At 68.9% G+C, this 19,501-nt stretch carries 16 protein-coding genes and 1 pseudogene; 4 read left to right on the top strand and 13 right to left on the bottom strand.

The window, feature by feature from the left end; genetic code table 11:
• Position 1: 1 nt before the first annotated feature.
• The 9 genes from FGD71_RS18105 to FGD71_RS18065 are packed head-to-tail and all read right to left on the bottom strand — an operon-like array spanning position 2 to position 12,519.
• Positions 2-802 (bottom strand): thioesterase II family protein, encoded by an 801-nt coding sequence (locus tag FGD71_RS18105; RefSeq protein WP_119101487.1) that lies wholly within the window; start codon positions 800-802, stop codon positions 2-4.
• Entirely contained in the window at positions 799-1,923 is a 1,125-nt protein-coding gene (locus tag FGD71_RS18100) for a C45 family autoproteolytic acyltransferase/hydrolase (protein WP_205571133.1), read from the bottom strand. The genes FGD71_RS18105 and FGD71_RS18100 overlap by 4 nt, the downstream gene beginning before the upstream one ends.
• A complete protein-coding gene (locus tag FGD71_RS18095; RefSeq protein ID WP_119101586.1) occupies positions 1,920-2,534 on the bottom strand; it encodes a GNAT family N-acetyltransferase in 615 nt (204 codons plus the stop codon). Before FGD71_RS18095 ends, FGD71_RS18100 begins: the two co-directional genes overlap by 4 nt.
• A 1-nt stretch (position 2,535) precedes the next feature.
• Positions 2,536-2,811 (bottom strand): acyl carrier protein, encoded by a 276-nt coding sequence (locus tag FGD71_RS18090; protein WP_119101485.1) that lies wholly within the window; start codon positions 2,809-2,811, stop codon positions 2,536-2,538.
• On the bottom strand, positions 2,801-4,357 hold the full coding sequence (locus tag FGD71_RS18085) for an AMP-binding protein (protein WP_119101484.1): 1,557 nt from the start codon (positions 4,355-4,357) through the stop codon (positions 2,801-2,803). Before FGD71_RS18085 ends, FGD71_RS18090 begins: the two co-directional genes overlap by 11 nt.
• Positions 4,354-7,719, bottom strand: a complete 3,366-nt coding sequence (locus FGD71_RS18080) for a non-ribosomal peptide synthetase (protein ID WP_119101483.1) — start codon at positions 7,717-7,719, stop codon at positions 4,354-4,356. Before FGD71_RS18080 ends, FGD71_RS18085 begins: the two co-directional genes overlap by 4 nt.
• Positions 7,716-10,058 carry a class I tRNA ligase family protein gene (locus FGD71_RS18075; protein ID WP_119101482.1) on the bottom strand — a complete coding sequence of 781 codons (2,343 nt, stop codon included), beginning with the start codon at positions 10,056-10,058 and terminating at the stop codon, positions 7,716-7,718. The genes FGD71_RS18080 and FGD71_RS18075 overlap by 4 nt, the downstream gene beginning before the upstream one ends.
• The gene (locus tag FGD71_RS18070; RefSeq protein ID WP_119101481.1) at positions 10,055-11,179 is read right to left on the bottom strand and encodes an NAD(P)/FAD-dependent oxidoreductase; all 1,125 of its coding nucleotides are present in this window, start codon (positions 11,177-11,179) and stop codon (positions 10,055-10,057) included. The genes FGD71_RS18075 and FGD71_RS18070 overlap by 4 nt, the downstream gene beginning before the upstream one ends.
• On the bottom strand, positions 11,179-12,519 hold the full coding sequence (locus FGD71_RS18065; RefSeq protein ID WP_119101480.1) for a lysine N(6)-hydroxylase/L-ornithine N(5)-oxygenase family protein: 1,341 nt from the start codon (positions 12,517-12,519) through the stop codon (positions 11,179-11,181). The genes FGD71_RS18070 and FGD71_RS18065 overlap by 1 nt, the downstream gene beginning before the upstream one ends.
• Before the next feature lie 1,237 nt (positions 12,520-13,756).
• Here FGD71_RS18065 and FGD71_RS18060 point away from each other — a divergent pair.
• Together FGD71_RS18060 and FGD71_RS18055 are read left to right on the top strand one after the other, a co-directional pair.
• Positions 13,757-14,803 (top strand): annotated as a pseudogene (locus tag FGD71_RS18060) (NsdA family TPR-like regulatory protein); the annotation flags it as partial.
• Between the two features lie 35 nt (positions 14,804-14,838).
• A complete protein-coding gene (locus tag FGD71_RS18055; protein WP_119101479.1) occupies positions 14,839-15,360 on the top strand; it encodes an NUDIX domain-containing protein in 522 nt (173 codons plus the stop codon).
• Positions 15,361-15,831: 471 nt separating this feature from the next.
• Here FGD71_RS18055 and FGD71_RS18050 read toward each other — a convergent pair whose 3' ends face one another.
• From FGD71_RS18050 to FGD71_RS18040, 3 genes are all read right to left on the bottom strand, one after another.
• On the bottom strand, positions 15,832-16,401 hold the full coding sequence (locus FGD71_RS18050; RefSeq protein ID WP_119101478.1) for a hypothetical protein: 570 nt from the start codon (positions 16,399-16,401) through the stop codon (positions 15,832-15,834).
• A gap of 405 nt (positions 16,402-16,806) precedes the next feature.
• Positions 16,807-17,247, bottom strand: coding sequence for an SRPBCC family protein (locus FGD71_RS18045; protein WP_119101477.1), 441 nt, complete (start codon positions 17,245-17,247; stop codon positions 16,807-16,809).
• On the bottom strand, positions 17,244-17,576 hold the full coding sequence (locus FGD71_RS18040; RefSeq protein ID WP_119101585.1) for an ArsR/SmtB family transcription factor: 333 nt from the start codon (positions 17,574-17,576) through the stop codon (positions 17,244-17,246). Before FGD71_RS18040 ends, FGD71_RS18045 begins: the two co-directional genes overlap by 4 nt.
• Positions 17,577-17,767: 191 nt before the next feature.
• Here FGD71_RS18040 and FGD71_RS18035 point away from each other — a divergent pair, with 191 nt between their 5' ends.
• Both FGD71_RS18035 and FGD71_RS47430 read left to right on the top strand, forming a co-directional pair.
• Positions 17,768-18,340: a TIGR03086 family metal-binding protein gene (locus tag FGD71_RS18035; RefSeq protein WP_119101476.1), complete on the top strand. Its 573-nt coding sequence runs from the start codon at positions 17,768-17,770 to the stop codon at positions 18,338-18,340.
• Positions 18,328-18,492 carry a hypothetical protein gene (locus FGD71_RS47430; protein ID WP_162931162.1) on the top strand — a complete coding sequence of 55 codons (165 nt, stop codon included), beginning with the start codon at positions 18,328-18,330 and terminating at the stop codon, positions 18,490-18,492. The genes FGD71_RS18035 and FGD71_RS47430 overlap by 13 nt, the downstream gene beginning before the upstream one ends.
• A gap of 51 nt (positions 18,493-18,543) precedes the next feature.
• On the opposite strand, the gene FGD71_RS18030 is transcribed toward FGD71_RS47430, so the two are convergent.
• On the bottom strand, positions 18,544-19,377 hold the full coding sequence (locus tag FGD71_RS18030; protein ID WP_119101475.1) for an NAD(P)H-binding protein: 834 nt from the start codon (positions 19,375-19,377) through the stop codon (positions 18,544-18,546).
• Between the last annotated feature and the right edge of the window lie 124 nt (positions 19,378-19,501).

The raw sequence follows: 19,501 nt of genomic DNA, 5'->3' as shown, positions 1-19,501 counted from the left end.
TCTAGATCACTTCGATGTGCCGGTCGGCCCGTACGGCGTCGAGCAGCAGGTCGGTGACAGCCTTGGGGCTCTTGTCGCGGAAGTAGAAGTGGCCGCCGTCGACCCAGTGGAGGGCGGGCGGGGTACGGCACTCGTCGTTCCACCCCCGCATCTTGTCGGGGTGCAGGTAGGCGTCGTCCCGGCCTGCGATGAGGGAGACCTCCACCTCCAGCGGAGCGGCCGAGCGGTAGCGGTATCCGGCAGCCATGCGGAAGTCCGCGATCACTCCGGGGAGCAGCAGGTCCAGGAGTTCCTCATGAGCCATGACCTCAGGGGGGAGTCCCTCGAAGAACCCCAGCTGCTCGGCGAATTCCTTGCCCTCCAGGGCAGCGAGATCCCGCACCCGCTGCGAGGGCGCGAGTACGGGAGCGGAGATCCCGGACACGAACAGGTGACGCAGGGTCGGCAGGTCACGGAGCCTGCGGGCGGTCTCGAAGGCGACCAGGCCGCCGAGGCTGTGTCCGAACAGATAGACCGGACGGTCGCCTTGGACGGCGCCCCCGGCGTCCCGCTCCTCGGCGCGGATCGCCGCCGCGGCACCATCGGCGAACTCTTCCAGCGTGGGGCGCGGTTCGGCCGCCCGGTGGCCTCGTCCGGGCGGGCACACGGCGGCGAGCTGTGCCTCGTCGCCCAGCTCGGACTGCCAGGCGAGGAACGAGCGGGGATCTCCGCCGGCGTGGGCGAAGAAGTAGACGCGGGGCACATCCCGTGCACCGGGGCCGCCGGTCACGAACCAGCCGGAAGGGCGTGCGGGAGCGGTCATGCTGTCACCTCCGTCGTCGGGTGGTGCGGGTCGGGCCCGCGTAGCTGGAAAGAGCGGGTACGGGAATGTGCGGGATCGCCCGGCCGTACGTGCAGTTCGCCGAGGTCCGGCCGCAGCACGACCGCCGCGACCGTCCGCTCCCGCCGGATGTCGCCGTTGCCCTCGACCCGGATGGGCGCCCTCGACAGCACGGCGAAGTGGTCCTCGACGCCCGCGTCGGGCGGCAGTGCGGCCAGTTCCCCGCGGCAGGTGTTCAGCCGCAGCTGGGAGAAGTTCCGCGCGAAGACGTTGAGTTCGTCGTGCGGGACGAAGTCGGGGTGCAAGAAGTGATTCGTGTGCGTCGTGATGTCGGCTTCGGCGATCCGGAAGTCGTCTCCGAGGAACTCCACCCACGCCGTCTTCTCCCTGTCACAGAGGACGAGGGTGCGGGAGCTGGTCAGCTTCAGGCCGCGCAGGCTGTCCACCGCCTCGTCAACGCAAGAGGTGGTGTCCAGCAGGTGGCGGATGGCGAGGTACGGCGGCAGGCCGGGGCGCCATGCGCCGCCGAGCACGAGGTTCAGCCCCACCGCGAGTCCGTCGCTGTTGACGCCGAGGTAGCCGAGCAGACCGCCGAAGCTGAGGACGAGGGACTGCCGGGGCGAGCCGGCAGGGGCGACGCGCACCACGCTGATCTGGTCGTCGAGATCGCCGTTGAGGTCGACGGTCTGCGCCAGCACGGGCGGGGCGCCGCCGCCGGTCCGGGCGTAGGTCGTGCAGTCGCCCGCCGTCGGTATCCGCTGGTAGCCCATGATCTCGCGGCGCAGTTGAAGCAGCATGGCCTCGTCCTCGCTCAGTCCGGCCCCCGCCGCCAGGCCGCGTATCTCCTCCATCAGCCGTGGCGTCTGGGCCTCGATCTCGGCGCGGTGGGCGGCGAGCACCGGCCGCAGCGACTCCATAGAGACCGGATCCGGCATGATCCGGGCGAGCCGGGCCAGGCCGTCGCCGACGAACCCGCGTAAGCTCGCGCCTCGCTCCGTGCCATGGCGGCGGCCGCACTCGTAGGGGTCGCCGTAGGCCCGGACGAACGGAACCTGCAGATCCGACTCGGTCCCCGCGCCGGCCCCGGTCCCTGTCCGGGTCATGCCGACTCCGGCCGGCGGGTCACCTTGGGCCGGGTGAGCAGCTGTTTCCGCACCTCTGCCCATTCGCCCCGCAGCACGCTGTAGTAGACAGCGTCACGACGCCGGCCGCCGGGCATCGGGTTGAAGCTGCGCAGCGTTCCCTCCTCGGTGGCGCCGATGTTGCGCAGGCCCTGGCGTGCTTGGAGGTTGAGTACGTCGGTCTTGAACTCGACACGCTCGGCGCCGAGTTTCGTAAAGGCCTGCTCCAGCATGAGGAACTTCGCCCAGCGGTTGATGCCCTGCCCCTGGAACTTCGTGCCGAGCCAGGACCAGCCGATCTCGAGCCGGCCGTCCGCCTCGGCGATGTTGCAGAAGCTCATGCTGCCCGCCGTACGGCCGGTCGGCTTGTCGATGATGTGGTAGACGACGCGCCGACCGGCGTCCTGGTCGGCGAGTGCCGCGTCGAAGAAGGCGTCGAATTCGGCGTCGGTCTCGATCAGCATGACGAAGTAGCGCCAGATCTCCGGGCTCATGGCCGGCTCGCGCAGCGCTTCGCGGTCCTCGGGGACGATCGGGCGGAGCAGGACGTGGTCGTTCTCCAGGGTCGTCCTGGCGATCTGTGCCCAGGTCATGTCAGGCCACCTCTCCAGCGTGGCGCGTCAGCGCCTTGGTCACATCGCGCAGTGTGGTCATCTCGGCGACGTCGGGTTCGGTGAAACTTGCCAGGCTCACCCCGGCGTCGTCGCAGGCCGACATGAGGAACAGGACCTTGTTGAGCGAGGTCAGCCCGTAGACGCCGACCATGTCCACGTCGAGGTCGAGGTCGTCCGCTGCGATGTCGGATTCCAGCACCCGGGCGAGGTTCTTCCTGGCCACGGTCTCTATCTTGGAGTCGGTATCAGGCTGCATGGACGCTTCCCTGGGTGTCGTTGACCGCTGAGCGGTAGGTGTCGAGGATCCGTCCGCGCCTGGGCTTGAGCTGGGAGGTCAGCAACCCGTTCTCGACGGTGAACCGGCCACGCGCCACCACGACCTCGCGGATCTGCTCCTCCGCGCCGAATGCCGCGTTGGTACGGGCGAGTTGCTCGGTGATGGCCTTCTCCTCCTCCGGTCCGACCGTGTCGCCGGCCGGTGAGACCACGGCGACGAGGTGCGTCTGTTTGAGGCAGAACACCACGCACTCCTCGATGGCCGGGCTTGTCCTCATGTGCTCCTCGATCGGCCGTACGACGATCTTCCGGCCGTTGTCCTGCACGATGACGTCGTCGGCGCGGCCACGGATGTAGAGGAAGCCGTCCTCGTCGAAGTGGCCGATGTCGTTGGTCCGCACGATCCCGTCCGCGCCGAAGACGTATCCCGACACGCCCGGCGGCGCCTGCTCGTAGCCCCGGCACACAGGGTGGTCACTACGTACGTGGATCACGCCCTCGGCGTCCAGCAGGACCTGCTTGCCCGGGAGCACGCGTCCGACACTGCCCACGCGGTGGGCGCCCGGGTGATTCTTGGCAACGATGCACGTCTCGTTGAGCCCGTAGCCCTCGAAAATCGGCAGCCCGACGCTGTCGAAGAATTTCAGCGTCCCGGCGCTCGCCGGGGCCGAGCCGGTCCACAGGTAGCGGATGCGGTCCCCGAACAGCCGCCGGGCGGCGGCCCGCGCCTCGTCGTCGCTCCCGGACGCCGGGCCGCCCGCCTGTGCCTCGATGTGTTTCTTGGCCGTCTCGAAGAAGCCCGGTACGCCCATCACCACCGTCGGCCGGATCTGCCGGAGCGCGGGGAAGGCGGCCTCATAGGTGCTGATGGTGACGTCATGGCCGAACCGGAGGGCGGAGTACATCCAGTACCTCTGTTGAAGCACCGACAGCGGGAGGAAGACGAAGAGGTTGTCGTCCGGCCCGTGCGCGAACATCTCCTGGACGGCCAGCAGGTCGCTGTCGATGCTTCCGACGCCGGCCGTGAGCGTCTTGGGCTCGCCCGTACTGCCGGAGGTGAGCTTGAGCGACGTCACGTCATCGGGCGTGTAGACGACCGGCGGCGGTACCCGTCCGGAGGCCTGTTCGGCAGCCATGCGCACGACGTCGCCGAGGGCCCTGACGCGGGGGCTGTCCGGCCTGGCGTCGTCCGGGCGGTCGGTGAACAGCAGCTGTAGCCGGTAGCGGTCGAGGAGGGCGGGATCGGCCGTGGCGAACTTCGCCGGGTCGAATCCGACGGTCACCGCGCCGAGCCGCAGGGCGGCGAGGTCGAGCAGCATCCATTCCAGGCAGTTCGCGGCGAGGATGCCGATCCGTTCCCCTCGGGCGATGCCGAGTTCGCGCAGGGACAGCGCGAGCCGTCCGGCGCGTTCATACAGTTCGGTCAGTTCCAGGGTCTCGATGCCGCCAAGCCGGAAGAAGGAGATCCGGTGTCCGGCCGCGGGGGGCCCGGCGACGATGTGGTTGATCACCGATGGTTCGGTCATGTCGCGTTCCCCTCCCCCTCTGTGAGGGACGCGCCGATCCAGTTCGCCATGGTCCGTACGGTGTCGACCTCGGGCAGCCGGTCCAGCGTGATGGTGCGGCCGAACCGCTTGCGGACACCGGTGAGAATGCGCGCGGCCGCCAGGGAGTCGCCGCCGAGGTCGTAAAGAGCGCGGGTGACGTCCAGGTCCACGTCCGCGATCTTCAGCACCTTCGCCCACACCCCGGCGACCTGGCGTTCCAGCTCCGTGTCGGGCGCGGCGACGTCGGCGGCAGAGGGCTCGGCGGTGTCGCCGGAGGCCGCCAGCCGTGCCCGGTCGACCTTGCCGTTCCTGGTCAGCGGAAGGCTGTCGTACCAGAAGACGGCGGCGGGAATCATGTAGTACGGCAAGAACCCTCGCAGTGCCTCGCGGATCGACTCGGTCCGCGGGCGTTCCTCTCCGGTCGCTACCAGGTGGGCGACTAGTCGGCTGCCGTGTTCCCCGTCCTGCCGGGCGACTACGGCTCGTGCCACGCCGTCCAGTGCCGCCAGCCGGGTCTCCACTTCTCCGGCCTCGATGCGGTAGCCGTTCACCTTGATCTGGAAGTCGCTGCGGCCGAGGATGTCGATCTCGCCGTCGGGCAGATAGCGCCCCAGGTCGCCGGTCCGGTAGAGCCGTTCGCCCCGTACGGCGTCGTGGACGAATCGTTCCGTCGTGCGAGCCTCGTCGCCCCAGTAGCCCCGGGCGAGGCCGGTGCCGGCGGCCCAGATCTCGCCGGTCACCCAGTCGGGCACGTCACAGCGGTGCTCGTCCAGGACGTAGGCCCGGTTGTTCGCGTTGGGCCTGCCGTACGGGATGCTGCGCGAGCCGTCCTCATCCTTGCGGATCTGGTGCAGAACGTTCCAGACCGTGGTCTCCGTCGGTCCGCCCAGCGAGACGATCTCCAGGTCGGGCTTGAGCCCGCGCAGGGCGGCGGGCAGCGTCGGGGGGATGCGGTCACCGCTCATCATCACCAGCCGCAGCGCGGCCAGGGCCTCGGGTCCGTCGGAGCCCTCTGCCACGGCCTGGTCATGGAGGAGCGAGACGATGGCGGGTACGGAGTTCCAGACGGTCACGCCGGTGTCCCCGCACCGCCGCAGCCAGTGCTCCGGGTCGGCCGCCTTGTCCGCGTCCGGCAGGACGACGGCGGCTCCTGTGCAGAGGGCGCCGAAGACGTCGTAGACGGACAGGTCGAAGTTGAAGGCGCTGATGCCGAAGAGCCGGTCCGTGGGTCCGACGTGGAAGCGGGCGGTGCAGTCGGCGACGACGTTGGCGACGCTCGCGCGGCTGACCATGACGCCCTTGGGCTCGCCCGTCGTGCCCGAGGTGTAGAGGACGTACGCAAGATGGTCGTCGTCCGCCCCGGGGAGCACGCGCGGATCGGGCGGCGTACCGGGCGGCAGGGGCCTCGTCGCGTCGAGGGTGAGGACGTCGTAGCCGTCGTGCGGGCCGTGGTGGTCGAGTTGGCCGTCGGTGTTGGTCAGGACGTGGCGTACCCGGCCGTCAGCCAGCATGTAGTCGCGCCGCGCCGTCGGCAGCGCGGCGTCGATCGGCAGGTAGGCGGCGCCGGCGAGGAGGGTGGCGAGGATGCCGATCAGCTGCTCGGGTCCCCGGTTCAGGACGAGGCCGACCAGTTCGTCGGGGCCCGCGTTCCGCTCGCGCAGCCAGGCGGCGGCGTGCGCGGCGTGCCCATACAGTTCCGCGTAGCTCAGGGTTCCCGTGCTGGTCATGACGGCCGGCGCGTCGGGGGCGCGTTCGACGTGGGCGAGGAAGGCGTCGGTCAGCATGCCGGGCGCGGGCGGCGGTGTCGCCGTGTCATTGGCGGCCTGGCGGCGGCGGCGCTGGTCATCGGGGAGCAGGTCGAACGTGGTCGCCTGCCACGCCTCGTCCGTCAGCAGGGCTTCGAGGAGCCGCTGGTAGCCGGCGACCATGTCCTCGACCATTCCGTCGGGGAACAGTTCGTCGACGCTGTCGAACTGGACGGCCACACCGCCGTGCTGTTCGAACGCGGAGACGTCGAGCCAGACTTGAGGCGTCTGGCTGGAGGTGTACACCTCCGGGCCGAACAGCTCCAGCGTCGAGCCGTCGATGTCGGCGTGCACATATCCGAGGGCGCTGTTGAACGTGTACGGCATCTGGCTCTGGGCGGCGCCGCCTCCGCGCCTGGCCAGCTCGCGCATCACCTCGATACCGGAGAAGTGCCGGTTGTCCAGTTCCTGGCGGAGCCGTGCCTGAAGCGCGCGGGCCCGGTCGGCGAAACCGGTGCTGCGGTCGACGCTGACCTCGACGAGCATGGTCTCGCAGAAGTTCCCGACGGCGTCGAGGATGCGCGGGTGGATCGGCGGACGGTTGGCCACCGTGGTGTTGATCGTGAAGCGCGATCCGGCACCCCAGGCGGCGAGCGTGTCGGCATAGACCGCGAACAGCAGCGCGGAGGGAGTCAGTCCGGCGTCGGCGGCGCGGGACTTGAGGGCGATCCACGCCGGCTCGGCCATGCGTGCGAAGCGCGCCGTGAACCGGGGTTCGCTGATCGACGACGGGCTGGTCCGCAACGGCAGATCGGGGCAGGGGGCGAGGTCGTCCAGCCGCTCCAGCCAGTGGGCGCGGGCGCGCCGGGCCGGGGCGCGAGTGCGGGCGGCCTCCAATGCCGCGATGTACGCCTCGAACGAGGCTTCTTCGGTGTCGCGAGGCTCCTGGGCGGCGGCCGCGGCGTCGGCGCCGCCGTAGGCGGACCACCAATCCCGGAAGAACAGGAACATGCTGGTGGCGTCCATGATCAGTCCGTCGTGGTCGACGTGCAGGACCATGCGGTCGTCGGCCAGGATCGTGACGTCCGCCGCCAGCAGCGGCGCTCCGTCGGCGGGGAGGATGCGGTGCGACCGCTGCTCGCGCAGGGCGAGCCTGCGGTCCCGCTGTACGTCCTCGCGTTCGCCGCGCAGGTCGATGCGCCCGATCGCCACGTCGACGGCGTCCTCCTGCACCTGCCTGCCGTCGGGGGTGAAGCGGGTGCGGAGGGCTCCGTGGCGGGCAACGACCGTGCGCAGTGCGGTCTCCAGCCGGTCGAGGTCCCAAACGCCCTCGAACTCGTGGTAGACGTGGCTGGCCACGTTGCCGATCTCGACGTGCTCCCCGCGGCCGACGAGATAGCTCTGTTGAAGGCCGGTCAGCGGGAAGCCCTCGGTCACGTCGAGGTGGGCGATCAGTTCGGCCTTGTGTGCCCTGATGAGGCCGAGGAGTTCGGCGTCCATGCGGTCGCGCGGCCCCTGGAGCTTGAGATCGGCGCCGGTGGAGGTGAGGGCGAGACCGCGCGCCTCGATCTCGCGGAGCACCTGTTCGTGGCTCATGCCGTCACCTCCTGGTGTGCCGCGACGACGTCGGGGTCCACGCCGTCCGCGATGAGGGCAGCCAGGTCGGCGACGGTCTTGGCACCCAGCAGGTCCTCGATCGGCACATCGGCGCCGACGTGCTCGGTGATCTGGTACTGCAGGGCGATGGCTTGCAGCGATTCCATGCCCAGCTGGACGGGCGAGGTGTCCCGTACGGGCTCGTCGGCGGGCAGTCGCAGGGCCTGGCGAACCAGGTTGCTCAGCCAGGGGAGCAACGGCGAAGCCTCGCCCTTGGACGCCGCGGCCTCGGGTGCGGCGCGTTCGAGTCCGGGTCGAGGTGCGGAGTCCGGATCCGGGGCCTGGTCCCCCGGGTCGGCGAAGAACTCCTGCCGGGCGAGGTCGACCGCGGTCCCGGCGGGCACCAGGTTGACCGTGCTGGGCCATTCGGCCGGCGGGGGTCCGCCGAGGGCGGCGGCCAGACGGGCCGCGAACCTTGGCATGACGGGGGCGGCACAGGTCGCGAGCAGGCGTGCGGCGGCGAGTTCGAGGGCGATGGCGGTGCGGGCCTCGTCCTTGCAGCTCTCGACGTCCGCCGCAGGGGCCTGGAGCCGGGCGAAGGCTGTGACATCCTCGACAATGCCGTTCAGGGCCTCGGCCGCATGGTTGAGGGAGAATCCGTCCTGCCCGAGACTGCCCGTCACGGCTGACAGCCGGGTCTCCAGGCGGGCCACGAAGGCCGCGTGCTCGGGCGTCCAGGTGCCGGCGTCCGGGGCGGTGCTGCCGTACCGCTTCTCGATGCGGTCGCCGAGTCCGTTCAGCCAGCCCTGCCAGGTGCCGATGAGGGTCTGCCGTATGTACGTCTCGTACGCGCCGCGTTCGAAGTTGGTGCGGCGGCCTTCGGGACGGGTCAGTGCGAGGTAGAAGCGTATGGCGTCGACCGTACGAGGGCTGAGGATGTCCTTGCCCCAGATGACGTGGCGGCGGCTGGTGGAGAACTTGCTGTCGTCGAGCAGATAGAACTCGTTGATGTTGTAGTCGATGTCCGGGGTCCAGTCCGGGTGAGCGAGCCGGTAGAGCGCCGGGACGAACATCGGGTGGAAGAAGCTGCCGTCCGAGCCCAGGAAGTGGACGATCTTCCAGTCCTGCTCGGGCTCGTTCGCCTTCCAGGACCGACCGAGGTCGCGGCCGACCGCCTCGATGCCGTAGAGGATGCTGAAGGCGTAGTCCAGCCACGACCAGATGACCTGGCCCTCCACGGCCGTCTCGGCGGGCTGGACACCCCAGGTGGCGGAGTGGGTGACAGGGATGTCGAGGTGCTCACGACGGGAGAGCCGTTCGGCCAGCTCCTTCACCGGGGCGGGGACGCGGCCGAGACGCTGGTGGGCGGTAATGTCCTTCGCCAGCCGGTGCAGCGGCAAGGTGTAGCGGGTGGCGGTTCCCTCGCGGGGCGGAGCGTCGGACGCGGTGGAACGCGGATCGATCAGATCGGTGCAGACATTGGGCTCCAGGCAGACCTCGCAGACGTTCCCGCCGCAGTCTTCGCCGCAGGTGGGGCAGCGGCCGGTGACCCCGGACTCGTACAGGTACTCGCCGCTCACGGCGTCAAAGAGGGCCGCGCCCGCGCGGGGGGCCACGGCACCGGAGGCCGTGAGACGGGAGAAGAACGCCCGGAGGGCGTCGGGATAGGCGTCGTCCTGGCTGGTCGCGGTGTACTGGTGGACATCGATGTCCATCAGCCGGAGGGTGGCGAGGATCTCGGCGCTGTAGTGGGCGGCGGTCTCCGCCGGTTCGCGTCCCTCCCGGCCGGCCGCGGCCACGACGTAGTTCTGGTAGTCGTCGCTGCCGGTGATGTGCCAGGCGTCTGCGCCATTCATGCGCTGGTATCGGACGAAGACGTCGGCGCCGAAGAACGGGCCGGACAGGTGACCCAGATGGAGGTCTCCGTTGGGGGTCGGTGCGGAGGAGAACACGAACAGCGGACGTGAGCCGAAGCGGCGGTGACCGGTGTCGCGAGCGGCGCGCACGGCCCTCTCGGCATCGCGCCAGTAGAGGCTGAGCAGCAGCAGATCGGTGTCACCGGTGTTCTCGACGGAGTGCGTCTCGAAGGGCTCGAACTGGACAACGGTGGAGGCGTGCACCGGGTGGCGTTCGGCGTCGACGGTCAGATCGCCGCTTCCCGAGACGATCACCCAGGTCTCGGTCTCGTCATGCTGGTGCGCGTCCGATCGCGCGCCGGGTTCGACGCTCACCCAGGCGGCGGCGACGCCCAGGCGCGCCGCGGCACCGGTGTCGAGGGAAGTGACGTCGATTCCGTAGGACGTCTGTAACTCGGCGGCGCTGTAGTTGCTGATCTTCACGACTGGCTCCTTTGGTTCTGTGCCGGACGGGACCGAGGCGCCGGCAGACTCAGCAGGTCGACGGCGTCCGACGCGATCGCCGGGGCGAGGCGGTAGCCTGATCCGCTCGCCGCGCCCGCGAAGACGACCCGCCCGTCGGCGTCAAGGGCCCGTACTTCCGGTTCGCCGGTGCTGCTGTAGGCGTCGCAGAACACCCGGCCCGACAGGGCCCGTTCGGCGAGTTCCGGAACATACCGGCGCAGGCTCTCCCTTGCTTCGCCAACGTTGTCGAGGGACAGCCCATTCGCTGTCGCTCCGGGATCGACGTCCCATTCCTGGCAGGTGTAGCTGAACAACCAGTGCCCCCGGTCCTTCAGAGGCAGCAGGAAGGCGTCCTCGTCCTGAAAGACGACGGCGCGGTCACCGGCGGCCGGCAGCCGGTCGATGTGGAGGGCGATGATCTTCTTGACGCGGGCTCCGAGCGGGGCGACGAGGTCCCGCCAGGGGAGTGCGGCAAGCCAGGGCCCGGGGGCGAGGACGACCTGATGTGCCATCAGTGTCTCGCCGGTGCTGAGCCGCAGCGCGACGCCTCCGCCGTTACGGGCCCGGTCATCGGCGTTGGGTTCGACCGCCTCAACCCCCACGCCTTCGCGGAAGCTCACCAGGTGGCGCAGATCGCGTGTCAAGGCCTGGACCAGGGTGTACACGTCGGCGTACTGGGCGCCCTCGCAGTTCCAGACCTGGGACTTCTCCGGGTGGTGGATGCCGAGTGAGCCGCCGGTGGGGCCGTCGGTCCGGGTCAGTCGGGCGCTGTCGAGGTAGATCTCACGGAGCCGGGGTTCACTTGCCGCCGAGGCGACGACCGACAGGGCGATCCGGTGGATCGACAGCGCCGGATCCAGGTCCTTGAGCTTGTTGTAGTAGTCCTGGCTGTACTGGGCCATGCTCCGTACGCGCTCCGTAGCCCCGCGCGGGCAGTGCAGTCCGGCCGAGCGACGGCTCGCGCCGCCTCCGACGGTCTCGCGTTCGAGGATCACGACGGACGTTCCGGGCGCGCGGGCGGTGATCTGCCGGGCGATCAGGCAGCCGACGATTCCGCCGCCGACGACGGCGACATCGGCGACGTGGGCCCTGCGCGGCATCAGGACCCGCCCAGCTCGTCAACCCGGGGTTTGGCCGACCATTCCACGAAGGATGGCAGCTGTTCGTCGGAGCCCATGCCGACGATCCGGTCGAAGATACGCCGGCTGCGCCAGGCAGTGAGGCTCAAGTTGGGATCCGCCAGGCCGCGCTGCCCACGGGCAGCGTTCTGCATGAAGATCATGCGATCGCGAGGGCCGTCCCAGTGGACGGCAAAGTCCTGGTCGATACGGTACTCGTCGCCCTCGCGCTGCAAACGGTCGGCGATGGGCTCGAGGAAATCCGTCGGGGCGGGGCGGAAGCCGGTGGCCCACACGATGACGTCCACGTCGGCGTACTCGACGGCGTCAGGCTTGTCGTTGTGGGCCATCTTGATGGTCCATCCGCCCGATTCGTCCCCGGTTACATCGGTGACGCCCCGGTTCGGCAGAAGGGTCACGAGGTCCTCGGCGCCGCGGATGAAGCGGTGCTCGTAACAGCGCTGGTAAATCTCCCGCAGCGTCGATTCGGAAATTCCGTCGCTGGTCAGTACGTTCTTCTCGATGAGCGATTTCCTGGTCACCCGGTCCAGCCCGAAGAAGTAGTCCGAGTAACTCGGAACGTAGTACTCGTTCGTGAACGGGGAGTCGTCGATGGGAAGGTAGTTTTCCCGGCGCGATATCCACGTCACGCGCCTGGGTAACTCTTTGGGCGGGCGCGCGATCAGGTCCAGGAACGCCTCGGCGCCGGACTGACCGCCACCGACCACGGCGACTCGCTTTCCGGCCAGATTCTGCGTCTCGACGGTGAAGTCGGCGACGTGGAGCTGGGTCTCGCCGAGCTTGCCCTGGGACGACTCTGGAACCCATGGACGGGTGCCGACACCGACGACGATATTCTCCGCTTGCAGGGTCCGTCGGCTGGTGTGCACAACGAAAGACCCGTCGAACTCGACGGCGAGCACCTTCTCGCCGAAAACAACGTTCTTGTTGCGGCGGCTGGCCCACTCCAGGTAGTTCCGGAACTCCATGCGCGGTACCGCGTCGTACTGCGCGTTGATGAAGTGGTAGATCTTCCCCTGCTCGTGCAGATACGACAGGAAGGAGAACCCGTTGGTCGGGTCGGACAGCATGACGAGGTCCTTCAGCAGCGAGACCTGCAGCGATGCGCCGGGCATCTGCTGGCCGTCGTGCCAGTCGAACTGGTCCTTCTCATCGAGGAAGAGGTTCGGGACCTCCGATCGACCATGTAACAGCGACGCCAGGCTCAGATTGGCCGGGCCGACCCCGATGCCGAGGCAACGGTAGTACGTCGATTTACTTGCTTCGGTGCGTGTACTGCTTTTTGCGGCAGATTTTCCCACAGAGCTAACACACTCCCAGCACTGACGTTACTGACCATCTGACGGAATTCTGCATTCGCGCGGAGAGTCGTCGCAAGACGGCGCTACAGAACAGCTCCAGCGAGATCTTGAAGATCGTCACAATGAGAGCTTATCGACAGATGCTTTTCAGTGAGCGGCCCGTGTGACATGGCGAAATCCGGATGGTCGGCATGCGGCGAATTCCGGACATGCAGATAGTCGACTCATGTTCACGAGCTCCCGTTCGCGTTCACCGTTCGTTTGCCCTGCGTTCGCAGATCTGGAGAGATTGAATACGCCACCCTGAGGCTGCCCCCGCGTCGATATCTATGATCCCCATTTACCTCAAACGCAAACTGAAGCTAACACGGGATCTATCGAGTGCCAACAGTCCCGTCCGACTGGTTGGCATGTGAAAGTTGTTTTTGGACAACTTTCCGGGGACGGCGTCGACCCGCTGGCTACGATGCCGGGAGAACAGTCCTGCGGGCCTCCGGGCCTTTGATTGCAAGGCAAACGGCGGCGACCAAAAGATCGTTTTCCCCGTCCGGCAAGGGCCTGCCGGCATGTCTCTTTCAGCCACCATCGCCCCTTGGGGCCTTTACTCCGGCACAGCAGGCTCCTAGCAATGGATACGCCGCAGGCCGGCGCGTGATGCATGGGTATGCGAAGTCGGTTCCGGCGTAGGGGTGTTGACGCGGAGCCCTTCCCGGCGAGCGTGTGGGCGCAGGACACGGTGAGCACGTTGAGGGCCGTCTCCGGCGACCGGTAGGCGGCACCCGGCCTCGGGAGCCGCGCTGTCGCCGCCCGTGATGCCCGAGTTGTTGACCGGGACGTCCAGGGCCTCGCCTTGGGCGGCGGCCTCCGCGATGCTCTTGTCGTCGGTGACGCCTAGCAGCAGGAGCCGGGAACCGCCCCCGATCGCGGACGCGTGTGGACGGTGCAGCACGACATGCGAGCAGCGGGACTGCGATCAGTGCTCTGATCTGCGGAGGCAGGATCTGATGCGACCATGTGGCACAGGTCGGCAAGACCTCCATCGGCCTCGTAATGTGTGGGTCGCGGGTTCGAATCCCGAAGGCGGCTCTCTTCAAGCCCATCCCAGACCGTGTCTGAACTGGGCTTTTTCGTTCAGCGGAGGCGTTGGCGGGCGCGGGCCGCGCGGCTGTCTGTGGTCTCAGACGCGGGCCTCAGCCTGGGGCATGAAGACGGTCCCATGTGGTTATTCGGTTTGCCGCTCGCCGCTCGCGCGCTGGGGCATCAGCGCTTCCTGGCTGTCGCCGCCTTCACCACGGCCGGTGTCGCCATGCCGCTCGCACACGACCACGAGGCCACCGCCCGCATGCTCCGCGCCCGCACCGGGACGTCCGTGGTCGGAGCAGACGACGTGGACGTCGTACGCCAGATCACCTCAGCCTTCAGTGCGGCGGACGAACGCCTCGGCGGCGGCCACGGCCTGACCACGGTCACCGCTTACCTCGCCGACACCGCCGCCCCGAAACTCCGGGGCCGCTTCCCGAGCGAAGCCTTACGCCGGGCAGCCTTCGGCGCGGTGGCCGAACTCGCCTACCTGGCGGGCTGGAAGCACCACGACCTCGGCCAGGAAGGCGCAGCACAGCGCTACTACCAGGTCGGCTACCAGCTCGCCTGCGAAGCTGACCCGCACGGTTACGCCGCCTGGATGATGCGCGCTCTCGCCCACCAGGCCCTCAGTCTCAAGCAACCCCACCACTGCGTCGACCTGGTCGAAGGCGCCCTACGGCGGGGCCTCAGCCACGTCGACGGCCAGACCGAAGCTCTGCTCCACATCACCCATGCTCGTGCCTACGCAGCGACAGGGGAGAGGCCCGCAGCGGCCAGAGCCCTGCTCGCCGCCGAAGACGCCCTGCTGCGCGACGGTGGTCCCCAGCCCAGCTACTCCCGCGTGAGCGGCCCGGCGGCTGGCACCGTGGCCAGCCACACCGCCCGCACGCTCACCGACCTCGCCGATCACGTCGGCACCGAACAGCAGCATCGCGACGCCCTGATCCGCTGGGACCCCGAGAAGTACAAGCGCGTCCACGCCCTCACTTATGCCGATCTCGGCGACAGCCTCGCTGCCCAGGCTCGCGCAGACGAGGCGGTCGCCGCCTGGTCCCAGGCCCTGACGCTCATGGAGGGCATGACCTCCGACCGCACCCGCAAAGCGATCACGTCGCTCCGCTCCACCCTCTCCATCTACCAGCGCCGCAAAGTGCCTGGAGCCGCCGAACTCGCCCGCCGCGCACGCGAAGCACTGGCCTAAGCTGCCCACCAACCGGCCGACGAAGGGACGCAACCGTGGCTCAGCCGACAACCGGCGACCAGCCCAAAGCCCTCAAGCCTGCCCTCGAATCCATGACCCTGCTGGTCGCCGCCGTCATCGTCCACGACAAGGCCACCAACCGCGTCGTCCTCCTCCAGCGAAGCCAGAACGCCAAGTTCGCCCAGGGCATGTGGGACCTCCCTGTCGGCAAGAGCGAGCCTGGCGAACCCATCACCGAAACTGCGGTACGTGAGCTGTATGAGGAGACCGGCCTGACCGTGAAGCCGGAGTCCCTGAAGGTCGCCCACATCATCCACGGCGCCTGGGGCGTCGAAGCCCCCAACGGCTTCCTCACGGTTGTCTTCGTCGCCCACGAATGGAACGGCGAACCCGAAAACCGTGAGCCGCGCAAGCACGCCCAGGTCCGCTGGGTCGACACCGACAGCATCCCGGAAGAGTTCGTGGACACCACCGCCAGCGCCCTGCACCGCTGTCTCGCAGCCAGCGGGCCGCAAGTCTCCCTTGACGGCTGGAAACAGAGTCTGCGTTGCTCCTGAGCTGTCAGCACCTGCGGGTGCTTCAGAGCCCTTGATTTACGTGTGAGGGGCGCCATCGTACGGCGAATGCAGGAAGAAGAACCGCCTTCAGCCGCCTATGGCGAGTGCGTCGACGGATAAGGGGTGGCCTCCGGAGCTCCTGCCAGACGCGCCGAATGCGTGAGCGACGCGTGAGCGGACGGGATAGTACTTGAGTGGACCAGGCGTCGTGGTGATCAAGGCTGCAAGCCTCTGATCAGCGGAAACGAGATTTGGTGGCATCACCCAGCATCAATCGTCACGATCTTGCAGGCCCTCGTGATGCGTAGGTCTCGGGTTCGATCTCGACGGCGGCCTCGCGGCGGTCAACACCGGCTTCCGGCAGGCACGTTCGGTGAGAGCGTGGCGAGGCCTGACCTGCTCCTGAAAGACACTTGCCAGAGCGTCTCAGACCCCTCGCCGATGCGAAGGGAATCCCTCGTCAGTCCCGCCTCACCGCGAACGCCGCAGCAGGCCCCGGTGCCGGGATCCCTGGTTGGTGGGCGGGACCAGGATCTTTTCCGCCGCGGCGATGAATTGTCTGCGCGCATCGGCAAAGGCACTGTCCGCCTGGGCGTTCCGCACGAGGCGGTCGTCCAGATCCAGCCGCATGCGCCAGACGCCCGCCTGCCGGGCGGCCGCCGCATGGACGGCGTCGGTCAGTTCGCCCATGGGAGCGGGGCCGGTGATGGCGACGTTCGTCGCCGCTCGGCGCAGCGCGTCCAGCGCGGCGTCGGTCGACTGCCACAGTTCCCAGTAGGCGTCCTCGCTGCGCCATTCGACATCCAGGTGGGCCTCGATGACGGCGTTGATGCTCCGCCGGAACGCCTCACACTGGTCGAGCACGGTCGCGAAGGCTGCGCGTCGCTCGTCGCGCAGGCGGTGCCGGACCTGGAAGGCCTCTTGGTCCCGGGCCTGCCGACGTGACGCCCTGGCCTGGAGAACCGGTCCGGTCAGCCCGGCGGCCAAGGTCCCTCCGATACCCAGGGCGGTCGCCCAGATGACCGCGTCGGCTTGGTCCATGCCGCACATAATGCCGCTGCCACACCCGTCAATGGCTGAACTTGCCTGATTACTAACGGACTTGGACCGCCAGTGCGTCGGCGGCGCATAACATCGCGCGGGAACCGGAGAGCCGGCCGTCCCGGGAAGAACCTGGTGACCGCCCCTGTGGGCGCCGGCACAACGGAGCGCCACGGCACCGGGTGTGGCGCCCGACACAAGCAAGACCGGATATGGCTCCCCGTACAAGGGAGGCGGCCGAGTGTGACCGTCACGAACATCCTGCTGTCCGGCCACGGGCCAGTCGCGGCAGGCCCCGGTCCGCGTACCCGCGCAGGATTTCGGTGCAGGTCTCGCCGCACCAGCCTTCCCGGCGAATTGATCGCCCGGCACTCACAGGAGTCGGTGACTCGATGGCCGCACAGGTCACATCCAGCTGTCAGGACCCGGGTCGCCGCCCGCCGCCACGGTCGCGAGCCGGTCCACGTAGTGTGCCCAGCCCTCCTCGTGCGCCGCGCACGCCTCCGGGGAGGGTAGGCCTCTGTGGACCAGGCGCAGCAGCGTGCCGTCGGCGACCGGTTCGAGGGTGATCTCGACGGTTGTCGAGCCGGGCGGCACGGGCATGCTGTCCTCGGCCCAGCCCCAGGTGAAGACGATCCGTTTGGGTGGGTCGATCTCGACGAAGCGGCCCTCCGCGACGTGATCACCGTTGACGTTCGTCCGGTAGGTGCCGCCGGGCTCGAAGCCGAACTCGCCGTCCTTGCCCATCCAGGACAGCCACTTGTCCCGGTCGGTGAAGAAGGAGAACACCGTCTCGGGCCGGGCGGCGATGCGCCGTTCCACGGTGACCGTGCCTGTTGCGTTCAAGGGCTCGCCCCTTCGGAGTTCCCGGGCCGCTCGGCTTGTTCGGCCGCTTCCGCCAGCTCGGCAAGTGTGTCGAGCTTCGCGGCCCACATCGACTGCAGGTAGTCGGCCAGCGGCCCCATGCCTTCGCGGTCGGCCCGGTAGAAGCGTTTCTTGCCGTCCTGGCGCAGCGTAACCAGGCCGGAGTCCCTGAGCACCTTGAGGTGCTGGGAGACCGCGCCGAAGGTGACGTCGAACCGCTCGGCGATCTCGCCCGCGGACAGCTCCGCGTCCCAGACCAGACGCAGGATCTCGCGCCGTCGGGGCTCGGCGACCGCTCGTACCGCATCCATGAAGAACATTTTAGCCGTCACTTGAATTTGCCATCGCGCTGTGTCATTTTAGTCTTAACTAAATTGAGAGGTCGTGGCGGCTGCGGGTAACGAGGCGGAGCTGGGCAAGCGCCTCGTCCTGGCGGGCGAGAACGGCCCCTGGACCGGCACCCTGCAGACCTACGAGGGCCGGCGCATCCGAGGGAGAGAACATGAACACCCAGCACAGCACGCTGCACCCGGCCATCCGGGAGTGCGCCGACGCGGTCGCGGCGACGGTGTCCGGCATCCGCACCGAACAGCTCGGCGACCGCACCCCGTGCGAGAAGTTCACCGTCGCCGAACTCCTGGACCACCTGGGCGGAACCCTGTCCTCGTCCGCACGGGCCGCCCGGAAGGAGCCGCAGCTCGGCGAGGGCGATGCCCCGGCCATGTCGTCGGCGGTCGTCGCCGAGTCCGCCGAGCGGGCCGCGGCGGCCTGGGGCGACCCCGCGGCCTACGAGGGCACCACCGAGTTCGGCCCGGGAGAGATGCCGGCGGCCTTGGCGGCCACCATCACCCTGGAGGAACTCGCCCTGCACGGCTGGGACCTGGCCCGCGCCACCGGTCGGCCGTTCGGCCTCAGCGAGGAAGCCGCGCAGGTCGTGCTCGGCGCGGTCGAGCAGATCGCCGAGCAGGCCCGGGCCACCGGGGGCTACGGCCCGCCCATGCCCGTCTCCGCCGACGCGCCCGTCTTCCACCGTGCGCTCGGTGTCAGCGGGAGGAACCCTGCATGGGACGCCTGACCTCCAGGCCGAGGGCGTCCCGCGGAAAGCGCGGTACCGACGTGATGATCGACGAGGCGGCGGAGCGCCTGGTCCCCTTCCTCGTCGACAAGGGGGCGGGCTCTGCCGTGCTGCACCTCGGCATGTGTCGGCATACGGCCGCCGGGTGGTAGGCGGGAGCGACGCGGGGGGGGCTCCGAGTCCGGGCTGCCTCCGCCTCCGGCTCAGCGGAACGCGGTGACGTGCTCCTCGGCCCACTCGGCGAAATCCCGTGCCGGGCGTCCCGTGATGCGCTCCACCTCGGGGGAGACGGGTGTGGCCGCGCCGTCCGTCGCCTCGCGGAACATCTTCAGCAGGGTGTCCGCCGCGGCGTGCGGTACGCCGCCCGCGATCATTCCCTCCAGCGCGCTGTCGTGGCTGATCCGCTCCACACGGAGTTCGCTGCCCGGCTCGCGTCCCAGGGCCTCGCTGAGGAGACGTACCTGCTCGGCGAAACTCAGCGCCCGGGGGCCGGTCAGCAACGGGAAGGCGCCGAGGAGCTCGTCGGTCAGCAGTGCCTGGGCGGCGACGGCGGCGATGTCCGCCTCGTGGATGGGCGTGGTCCGCGCCTGCGGGTACGGGAGTAAGACGGTGCCGTGGCGGCGGATGCCCTCGGCCCACTGAAGGCAGTTGGCGGCGAAGGCCTCGGGCCGCAGGTGGGTGAACTCCACACCGGCGCCCGTCACTTGGGCTTCCATGTCGCGATGGTGGGCGGCGATGAAGTTCTCCGGGTCGTCGGTGAGGGCGGACGCGGAGGAGAGGGTGACGATGCGGCGTACCCCCTCCTTGGCCGCGCGGTCGAGGAGTTCGCCGACGCCGTTCCAGAAGACGGCGGGGTTGAGGAAGACGGCGTCCACGCCGTCCAGCGGCAGTTCGTCGGTGCGGGCCGTCTCCACCCCGTCGGGCAGGTCGGCCCTCGCCGGGTCGCGGGTGAGGGCGCGGACCGGGGCGCCCGCGGCGAGCAGGGCGTCGACCAGGGGGCGGCCGACGTTTCCAGTGGCTCCGGTGACCAGGATCATCTGGGGCTCCAACTATGCGGTGCGGAGGGCGACTTGACGGGTCGCCCGGCTTCGGTGGCCCATACTTCAACCGTACGGATGAACTTGTCAACCAAATAGATGGACACCTCTTCAGTCTGTCCCC

The sequence above is a fragment of the Streptomyces sporangiiformans genome (assembly GCF_005768555.2).
In the GTDB taxonomy this organism is placed as follows: Bacteria; Actinomycetota; Actinomycetes; order Streptomycetales; family Streptomycetaceae; genus Streptomyces; species Streptomyces sporangiiformans.
Note: the sequence above shows the minus strand (reverse complement) of the source record. Positions and strands in the feature narration are given on the sequence as shown.